This is a genomic window from Halomonas urmiana, from assembly GCF_005780185.1.
Lineage (GTDB): Bacteria > Pseudomonadota > Gammaproteobacteria > Pseudomonadales > Halomonadaceae > Halomonas > Halomonas urmiana.
This window is the reverse complement of the sequence record NZ_VBUI01000050.1, coordinates 1-8,810: the sequence shown is the minus strand read 5'-3', so window position 1 is coordinate 8,810 and position 8,810 is coordinate 1. Positions and strand designations below refer to the sequence as shown.

Sequence of the window (8,810 nt, the reverse complement as noted above, 5' to 3'; positions counted from 1 at the left end):
AGCGTCCTGCCATAAGTCACCTATGCAGCTGCGACATAGGAAAAATTAGCACATCCGACTTTTCGGACAAAACCTAGTTGTGACGGGCGCCAGCATTGCAGTGAGATGACATCCAGAGCCGAAGCTGAGTTCTTCACAAGAAACTGCCCGAACACAAAGATGGATGGTGATCGCGACGGGATCCCTTGCGAAAACGACTCCCGGTTATAATCGCGACTGCTATAACAAGTCGCGGCTCTTGGACGGCAATAAAATGGCCGCCGGTGTGCTCTGCGTTATATCAACTCTCACTAAGCGTTCGCTTCTGGCCGAAAGCGGAAAGCATTGAATCAAGTACAGATAGGTCGGTCTGGAAAATTTTAGGTCAACGAGTGCTGGTGCAGTAACTTGGCGTTCAGGCGTCACGAACACTAGCCCCTCAACCTAGGTGCTATGAGCTATTTATTTAGTGCATTGACAAGGACGTGAAACATGCCATTGCAAAACCGAGTCACCCCAAGGGCGAGATCTTAGAGTCCTCGACGCGTGGCACTCTGATGGGTAATCGTGGCATCCTTCACGATGATGCTCGGAATCTAAGAAAGACACATGCTCACCAGAACTGGGTCATCTGTGTGCTTGATTTTAAGGACAAACGTCGTCAGCTGATGTCGCCTGGGCGCTATACCGAGCTTTTCTTCCTCGATGAGGCAACGGCACTAGCAGCCGGACATCGTCCCTGCATGGAATGCCAGCGGCAAAGGGCGCTTGAGTTCAAGCACCGTTGGGCGCTGGCCAACCGGCCAGTTGGTACAGGCGGGGTCCGCATGCCTGAGATGGATAGACAGCTTCACCGAGAGCGTATTCGGCGTCGGCAAAAGGTCACCTGGCAGAGCGTGGTAGACGACTTACCGCATGGAGCATGTTTCGAGTTCGAGCGGCAGGCCTATATCGTATGGGAAGGCACCACTTGGCTCTGGAGCTTTGAGGGCTACCAGCTGGCCGAACCGTGCAGGTCCGATGAGGTTGTTGAGGTGCTGACCCCTGCATCCTTGGTCAGCGCTTTCCGTGCTGGGTTCAGGCCGGACGTCCGATTCCGTATCTCCCTGATTGTTCTGAGTAGGCACGATGCCTCTTGGAGGATAGGTTTCACGGCCAAGAGGAATCTGGTGTTTTTTGCTTCTGGCCGCAGTTTCGAATGTGGGCCTGGTAGCCGAATAAACCCGCTGCCAAGCTATAGAGTCCACCTCACAGTGGCCGGGGACATGCTGCTGGAGCAGAAAAATGCTCTTAAGCACCATCACAAGTCAGATACTGAATTTTTCAGTGATTCCCTAACAAAACAATGCACCGAATAAGCGTGTGATTGCGACGTTAGACGTAGTCATGACTTTTCGTGGGAGTCAATACAATGGCAAAAACTTCAGAGAAACCCTCTGCAAATGAACTTTCCACGGAGCAGAGAATCAAGCTCGAACACCAGCTTGGCATTAGAAGAATTCTCATAGACCGTCTTCTTATCGGATTGCTGTTGGCACTTTTTGGTTTTATTGCTACTTTGGCAATCGAACTATTCAAAGTCACGACATCTGATACAAGATACTTTTTAGAGCAGCGGCTTGAAGCGGCTATGGATGTCCGATCTGAATTCACAAACGTGACGAATGCGGCGTTCAAGCAAACAGTGGCAGCTTGCAGCTTTCCTTCTAGAAGTCGTCAATCGATAGCCAATCTTACTCAACCTATTGGACAACTGATAAGTGAGCTTAATAACTCAGCTTTGCTTTTTAGTCAAGATTACTTAAATGACGCAAATTTGGTAGTTAATATTTTTAGTGGAGCTGCGGCAGACCCATCGGCCATAAGATGTCACAACCGTACTTTCTTCAGTGAGGTTGCTGACTATTTCACTCATATAACAGCTACTGAAGTACATGGTGAGGATCGGCGGTGGAATGGCTATAAGCCATTAAAGTTTGATAAGAAAAAAATAGACGAAATTGGTGTAGATAAATATTTCCATAAAAATATTGGAGCTTGGCTAGCCGGACGTAATGAGAACACCAATTAACTTCCATGTGAGATGAAGCTGCGTAACTTGGCTATCAATCGGAGTAACGTTCCTCGCGCAGGTTATCTATGGTGTAGACTGAATAAAAGCTCCTTCCTCGCCTGGGTATATGAATAAAATAGAATAGTGATACCGGCGGCATGCCTTGGTTCAAGCACCATGATTACAACTGACAATGCACACACTGTGAGACTGAGGTGATAAATTTCGTAGCCTTTGAGTAAAGAAAGTCGTGTAGACTGGTGCCCGTGATTACTGGGTATGATTAGAATGCCGTCATCGAAGAGGTACTAGTTAATGCCATCTACGACAGCCAGGCCATGCACGATTTCATCGGTATCGACCTGGCCATCGAGAGCGTACCGGATTCCACCACGCTGCTGCGTTTCCGCCATTTGCTGGAGAAGCATGCTCTGACCCAGCGGATCTTCGAGGAGATCAACGCCAGCCTGGCCGAGCAGGGCCTGTTCATACGCGAGGGCATCATCGTCGACGCCACCATCATGGCGGCCGAGACCTGCACCAAGAACAAGGCCAAGCAACGCGATCCAGAGATGAAGCAGGCCAAGAAGGGCAACCAGTGGTATTTCGGCCTGAAGGCCCACATCGGCGTCGATGCGGTCACCGGACTGACCCACAGTGTTGCCACTACCTCAGCCAACGTGGCTGATGTCACCATGGCAGGCGACCTGGTCAGGACTGACGACGAGCAGGGTGGGGTACCTCTGCATGTGGAGCCGCCTGCACGAAGAGAAGGGCGATCCGGCTTCCGGTTACTGAATATTGGCGCAAGCCTTCCATTTGTTACGGCACTGTGACGGCCACTGCCACCTAGGTAGCCCTGGCCCATATCAGCTTAGCTCGATACCACCCATCCACGTGTGGCACTGGCTTTGCCATCCCCGCATCCCCGCATCCCCGCATCCCCGCATCCCCGCATCCCCGCATCCCCGCATCCCCGCATCCCCGCATCCCTCCATCCCTCCATCCCTCCATCCCTCCATCCCATCGTCCTCATTAACAACGCATTTCGCTGACACGCCTCAAGACGACCATTCGCTAATCGGGGAAAGTTTGATTAGGCTGTAATGTATATGTATGTATCTGCCTGATGCTGCCATGTCTCAAAATGGCGACATATCAGGCTTCCACGCCAGGGAAGGCGTCAGCTCACGTCAGGATTCCCTTGCGGTAGCGTGCCTGTTTATATGAAGGGGATGCGTTCAAGCTTGGTGTATCAGGTGAAAGGTGGGGAATGACTCAAAGGCGACATGGCGGCAAATCCACCGCGCTAAAATGCGCTGAGCACGTCGTTGACGTGTGGTCGACATTTTTTCGAAATCACGACACAACTGATAATGCGGCGATATGATTCTGAGATGTTAACCATCTTCTGGGAGAGGGTATGGCAAGGTTTTCAGTTCCTCTCACTTTCGCGCTGGCGATGAGTTTTGCTGGCTGCGCCACGGAGCGTACTACCGCTCCAACGATCGATGTTGCACCTAGAGAGGGGCTGAATCTTCAAAGCCCGATCATGGCTTCCGTCTTTGATGCTAGAAGCAACATCACATCACAGGTAGAAGCAATTGAGGTCCTAAAAACAGATCTCACCAGCATCTATGGATCTAATCTTGAATGGGTGCCATATTTCGAAGCAGTCCCCTCTGGTCGAGTGGCCGTCCGCATCAGGCTAGATACTCTCGGTGCATCATTTGGTAGTAGGATTATCTCTTCAGCCGCCTATGCCAATACCATCCAAACCGCGCAATTCTCGGCAACAGGTCCATGGGGGCCAGTTGTTGGAACCGCATCAGGAAGTTCATCCGTTTTTGCGACTTCCTTCAGTGGTGAAGGATGGTGGAACGGCGCGGCCTGGGTAGACTTAGAAATTCAAGACAATCGCGGAGCAACTAACACCGCCTTTACCGTTCCATTCGTTGCCGAGCACAGAGAGTCAAATATGTGGGGTTATTCCTCTGGAGATAAAGCGGCGAAGACGGCTTGGAAGCAGGTGTCAGCTCAACTTATTCGTGGAATGGATGCGGTATTGAGGGCGGTGCGTGATCAAGAATGAAGATAGCTAACATCACGCTTCGTGCGATGCTAAGCGCCTTCGTGGGCTACTCCGTTCTGTTCGGCAAAACGATCATTTGACGGGTCTGAGCTAGGGTCTATATTAGTTTTATATTAAAGTTCGCCTCTGGCCGACTTAGGAATGTTAGTCTAAGCTGATGTGTGGCGTCGTAGCTGTCGGCCCGAAATGGCCATGCCAACAAAGGTAGCATGCTCGTTCATTCTATACAGAGCATGCAGTCTACTCTATTTTTTATTTAAATCGAGAAATAGAAATGTATGATCCTCGCCAATGGACTTTTGTAGCTGATATGAACTATAGCGGCTCAGTCACTATTAGCGATATTTGGCTATGGTTTAAATGGCTGTATTTTTATCCTGGCGATGGATTTGTATATTTCCTTGTCAACAAAGCCGCTAGCATAGGCCATTTCTTTGAGATCACATATAGTAGTTATGGTGGTGTATTATCAGGTGTAGTTTCATTTTTTGTTTGGGTTTTTGTGCTTAGCGTCATTGGGGCAATATCTGATGCACAATAAGAAATTTAACAAGGCAAATTTGCTCCGATGGTAAAGAGCGCCGATCCTCTGTCGCTTTCCTTTTTATCTCCGATGATTTTCGACGTTAAATGGATATAGAGTCATGGATAAACGTTGGAGCATATATATTGATATTGAAGGATTTGGTGCCCGCTACGATCAAACCATGGTAGCACTGCTCCCTCTCAATGCCTTGATGGAAGGAATCTATCTGGTAGGCAGTAAAAAATACAATGATGATGTTGATCGCCTTTTTGCTCACCAGTTTGGCGATGGATTTGTAATTGTTAGCTGTTTCGAAGAAGAGAAATTGGACCGTGCAACCTCAATTGCTATTGCTTTGATGCGTCATGTGCTTGCATCGGGAGGGCTTGCTAAGGCCTCAATATCTGAGGGTGGGTTTTCTGATATAAAAAGTTGCTATCCAAATTCGGTTACCGATAATGAGCACGACGGTGTTGTGTCCATTGGCGCAGGTTTGATGACTATTATTCCAGTAATGGGTACAGCGTTAATAAATGCTGTGTCTGTTGATAAAAGGAGTCCTTCGGGATCGCTACTTACGATAGACTCCGGCAATAAAGACCGTATATCTTCCAGTTTCCAATTGAATAGAATTGAAAATAACCTTCATTCGATCAACTGGCTAATGGGTGAGCATGATCTGGTTGCTGAGATATTGGCTGAATCAGGATTGAATGTACAATCTGAAGAAAATAGAGTGACAACGCTACAAAAATATATAAATGAGAATAAACTAAAGCCAAGCTGGGTTAGAACGACATGCTTTGAGCAGAAAGTATCCATTTAACAAGACCGTGCAAAGGATTGCGGCGCTTATGTGCCTCTATTTTTGACGCCAGCGTTAGCAGGCTCTCAAAGTCCGTTTATGGCCGGATGGGGAGCATCAGGCTATGCTGATTTAAAGGTCAGCACCTGACGATCGAGGCTGTGTGAAGCACGTTAAACTATGCTGATGAGGTGACTGCTGAAGTGGACGACCTAGCGGACTTCCTGAAAATTATACTGGCACGTTTATTCATATTAAACTTCCGAGCTATTGTTAATGGCGTGAGAAGTCAGTGGGTTACGGTTGGCTGAGCAGGTATATTTATTGACTTGACTGTGCCTGCGTGACTGGCCGAAAACAGAGCGCACAGTCTAATCACTGTCAGGGGGATCAAAAGATGCGACGTCTCAATGGATGGCAGCGAATATGGATTGTCACTTCCTTGTTCTACGCTGCTTTGGTAGCAGGGACAATTTATATGTTGCATCCAAACTACTGGCGCGCCGCAGACGTATTACGCGCAGAACTTACTCTTGATTTATTTGAACAGTACAAAAGTGATAATGAAGCAGCGTTGAGCCTTGAGGAGCGCAAGAATCTGGCGTTAGCCAGCGCACGCGTTCGTCTTTTCTTGGCGGATAAAAGCGGCCCAGTAGCTGATTCATACGATGCCTTTGTCACTGATGTCAACAGCTCGCTCGGAGTGCCCATCAATTTCTCTTCTGTGTATATCCAACATGAGAACGCTCTTAACGAGAATCGCCAAGCTCTGCTCAGGCTAATCGGTTACGGTTTTGTTGGCTGGGCGGGCCCCGTGACACTTATCTATCTATTAGGAGCAGCTATAGCATGGATTAGGAAAGGTTTCCGAGATGACCCCTTTTAATCACTGTTAGCTGGTTTTGGAGATGAAAATGCTCAGGAAGGTAGCTTTTCTATCGGCCCTGATGTGGCCGCTTGCTAGTGCCGAGGCGTCCGATCCAGACATACTCTGCGAAACGCGCACAGCGACGATTCCGGTGCCAGAATATTCTCACTGTGAGAAAGGGAACCTCGTTGAGCTTGAAACGCATGAAGTAGCAAGGCGATGCACACTGTCCGAGCCATTAGTACCTCTGGGAGGGCATGTACTCTGCACGTACCGGGGAGAACAACGCGATGTACGTAAGCGGCCACTAAGTGAAGCTGAAAAAGCATACGACCAAGAGCAAATAGGTGGATTGATTGATAAGTATAGCGATTGATTTTCCCTAAACAGATACTTCCTTACACTCTTGCAGAAGTTCGGGTTCCGGACAAAGAATGGCGTAGCTAACAAACCGCTCGACCTGACGCCAGGGCCGCGCCATGCATCAGTGGGCGGAGCGTCAGCAGGCGAACATCCTGCCGGCGCGCTACTACCACGTCGTCTTCACCCTGCCGCACAGCCTCAACGGCTGGGTCCAGCTTCCCCCCGAGGTGATTTACCGACTGCTGTTCCAGAGTGCCTGGTACACACTCCGATCCTTCGGTCGCGATCCCAAGCGTCTTGGCGGCGAGATGGGCATGAGTGCGGTGCTCCACACCTGGGGCCAGAACCTGAGCCAGCACGTGCACCTGCACTGCCTGGTCCACGGCGGCGCGCTGGGCGACGATGGCGGCTGGCGTGGGGCTCGCAGCCATTACCTGTTCCTGGTCCGGGCCCTGTCGCGCCACTTTCGCGGGCACCTGGTCAGTGCCCTGCGTCAGGCCGCCACTGCCGGCGACCTCCACCGGGTCACCCGGCCGGGTGACGTCGATGACCAGCTCAACACGCTGATGGCCACCGAGTGGGTGGTCTACCGCAAGGACTGTCTCGAACACACCGACACGGTGGTGCGCTACTTGGCGCGCTACACGCGCCAGATCGCCATCAGCAATGCCCGGATCCTCGCCGTGGACGACCACCAGGTGACCCTACGCTACAAGGACTACCGCGACCGTGACCGGCGTAAACCGCTCGTCCTCGATGGCAAGGAGTTCGTGCGCCGCTTCTTGCTCCACTTCCTGCCCAAAAGGCTGATGCGGGTCCGACACTACGGCTTTCTGGCCAATCGCTGCCGGCGACGACGCCTGGCACAGATCCGCCAAGCGCTGGCACTTGTCGAGAAGGCACCGGATGCTGGTACGCCCGCCAGTGACCCGGAGCTGGCCTATACCTGCCCACACTGCGGGCAACCGACACTGCGGGATCGGGACCCTCACGCCCCGGCGACTCAAGCGTAGCCGACCCCCCAACCACAGGAAGCAACGCTATCGAGCATGAGCTGACGCGCTACCCATACAACGGACTCGGCGATCCGGCCCGCTCGCGGGTCGCGGCGGCGCTCGTCCCGGTGATGGATTTCGACCAGCAGGCGCGCTACGTTGGGGCAAATTGGGCCCGGAGGGAACGAGGATCATGGCCAACATCACGGCCCGCACGGGTCACAACAGATCCGTATGCGCGCGACCTGACGCCTCAGGCCGCACACCGGCCAATACAATACCCTATAGAAGCTGTATAGCAGACTGATGGGCGGCTTAGTCCAACAGGCATTTATACGCCATGCTCCGCACGGCGAAGAAATGCTGAACAGTTATACCTGTAGGAGCCAGTGATGTCCCAGGAAGAAGAGCTGGAGCTTTTTCGTCAGTTCCGGTCTGTGCAACAAAGGAACTCTTACTTTTTGCTAGCTGCGGCGGGCGCGGCCATGGCTTTTTCTATGACGCAGACAAAGGCCGATCCATTAATTTGGCCGCATGCCTTATGGGTACTATCAGTATCGGCGTGGGCCTGGAGCTTCTACTCTGGACTTCAATTTATCGAACATGCTGGCAGTGCACTCTTTCAGAACCATAATTATCTTGTGCTTAAAAGGCTCATCTCCGGTATGCCACCAGATAAAGCTGGTGTGGAGATGAAAGACGTAAAAGAAAGATTTGATACAACTCTTGGTCGCCATGATCGGAAAATGAAGATCCATGGAGACCTCCAGAAATACATGCTTTTGGCAGGTGCTATCGCCTATTTTTTATGGCACGCGCTTGAGATGTATCTTGCAAAGGTATAACCATGCCAGTCACGCCGACGGTTACTACATTGCGGCTGCGCCTCCATTCCGTAACTGCGCGTGCTGAGCGGCGTTCGGCGGCAAGAAATGCCATGACGTAGAGATGGTTCCATGAGCGTGATTATCGACCTTAAGAGCTTAGCCCAAGAGTGGTACACGTTGCGTGCCGAGAGAAAGCTGTCGGAACCGTTTGTGGCCCGGCGCTTCCTAGGTTTTGTCCGAAAAGTCGGATGTGCTAATTTTTCCTATGTCGCAGCTGCATAGGTGACTTATGGCAGGACGCT

7 protein-coding genes and 3 pseudogenes are annotated in these 8,810 nt (G+C 51.1%); all 10 read left to right on the top strand.

All coding sequences use genetic code 11. The annotated features are described in order from the left end of the window. Positions 1–99 precede the first annotated feature (99 nt). Positions 100–210 (top strand): annotated as a pseudogene (locus FEI13_RS18470) (excalibur calcium-binding domain-containing protein); the annotation flags it as partial. Positions 211–464: 254 nt separating this feature from the next. Further along, a complete protein-coding gene (locus FEI13_RS18465) occupies positions 465–1,337 on the top strand; it encodes a hypothetical protein (protein ID WP_138182963.1) in 873 nt (290 codons plus the stop codon). A 53-nt stretch (positions 1,338–1,390) separates the two neighbouring features. Continuing rightward, a complete protein-coding gene (locus FEI13_RS18460) occupies positions 1,391–2,050 on the top strand; it encodes a hypothetical protein (RefSeq protein WP_138182962.1) in 660 nt (219 codons plus the stop codon). 281 nt (positions 2,051–2,331) lie between these two features. Beyond that, positions 2,332–2,745, top strand: a pseudogene (locus FEI13_RS18455) (IS5 family transposase); the annotation flags it as partial. A 710-nt stretch (positions 2,746–3,455) separates the two neighbouring features. Continuing rightward, positions 3,456–4,124: a hypothetical protein gene (locus tag FEI13_RS18450; RefSeq protein WP_138182961.1), complete on the top strand. Its 669-nt coding sequence runs from the start codon at positions 3,456–3,458 to the stop codon at positions 4,122–4,124. Between the two features lie 274 nt (positions 4,125–4,398). After that, complete coding sequence (locus tag FEI13_RS18445; RefSeq protein ID WP_138182960.1) at positions 4,399–4,665, top strand: hypothetical protein; 267 nt, start codon at positions 4,399–4,401, stop codon at positions 4,663–4,665. Between the two features lie 103 nt (positions 4,666–4,768). Continuing rightward, the gene (locus tag FEI13_RS18440; protein ID WP_138182959.1) at positions 4,769–5,476 is read left to right on the top strand and encodes a hypothetical protein; all 708 of its coding nucleotides are present in this window, start codon (positions 4,769–4,771) and stop codon (positions 5,474–5,476) included. A gap of 376 nt (positions 5,477–5,852) precedes the next feature. Then, positions 5,853–6,341: a hypothetical protein gene (locus FEI13_RS18435; RefSeq protein WP_138182958.1), complete on the top strand. Its 489-nt coding sequence runs from the start codon at positions 5,853–5,855 to the stop codon at positions 6,339–6,341. Positions 6,342–6,790: 449 nt separating this feature from the next. Next, positions 6,791–7,739 (top strand): annotated as a pseudogene (locus FEI13_RS18430) (IS91 family transposase); the annotation flags it as partial. A gap of 334 nt (positions 7,740–8,073) precedes the next feature. Continuing rightward, on the top strand, positions 8,074–8,526 hold the full coding sequence (locus FEI13_RS18425; protein WP_138182957.1) for a hypothetical protein: 453 nt from the start codon (positions 8,074–8,076) through the stop codon (positions 8,524–8,526). Positions 8,527–8,810 lie beyond the last annotated feature (284 nt).

Excerpts from the sequence above, each read along its gene's own strand:
- FEI13_RS18460 (WP_138182962.1), top strand. The coding sequence starts at position 1,391 with ATGGCAAAAACTTCAGAGAAACCCTCTGCAAATGAACTTTCCACGGAG.
- FEI13_RS18450 (WP_138182961.1), top strand. The coding sequence starts at position 3,456 with ATGGCAAGGTTTTCAGTTCCTCTCACTTTCGCGCTGGCGATGAGTTTT.
- FEI13_RS18445 (WP_138182960.1), top strand. The coding sequence starts at position 4,399 with ATGTATGATCCTCGCCAATGGACTTTTGTAGCTGATATGAACTATAGC.
- FEI13_RS18440 (WP_138182959.1), top strand. The coding sequence starts at position 4,769 with ATGGATAAACGTTGGAGCATATATATTGATATTGAAGGATTTGGTGCC.
- FEI13_RS18435 (WP_138182958.1), top strand. The coding sequence starts at position 5,853 with ATGCGACGTCTCAATGGATGGCAGCGAATATGGATTGTCACTTCCTTG.
- FEI13_RS18425 (WP_138182957.1), top strand. The coding sequence starts at position 8,074 with ATGTCCCAGGAAGAAGAGCTGGAGCTTTTTCGTCAGTTCCGGTCTGTG.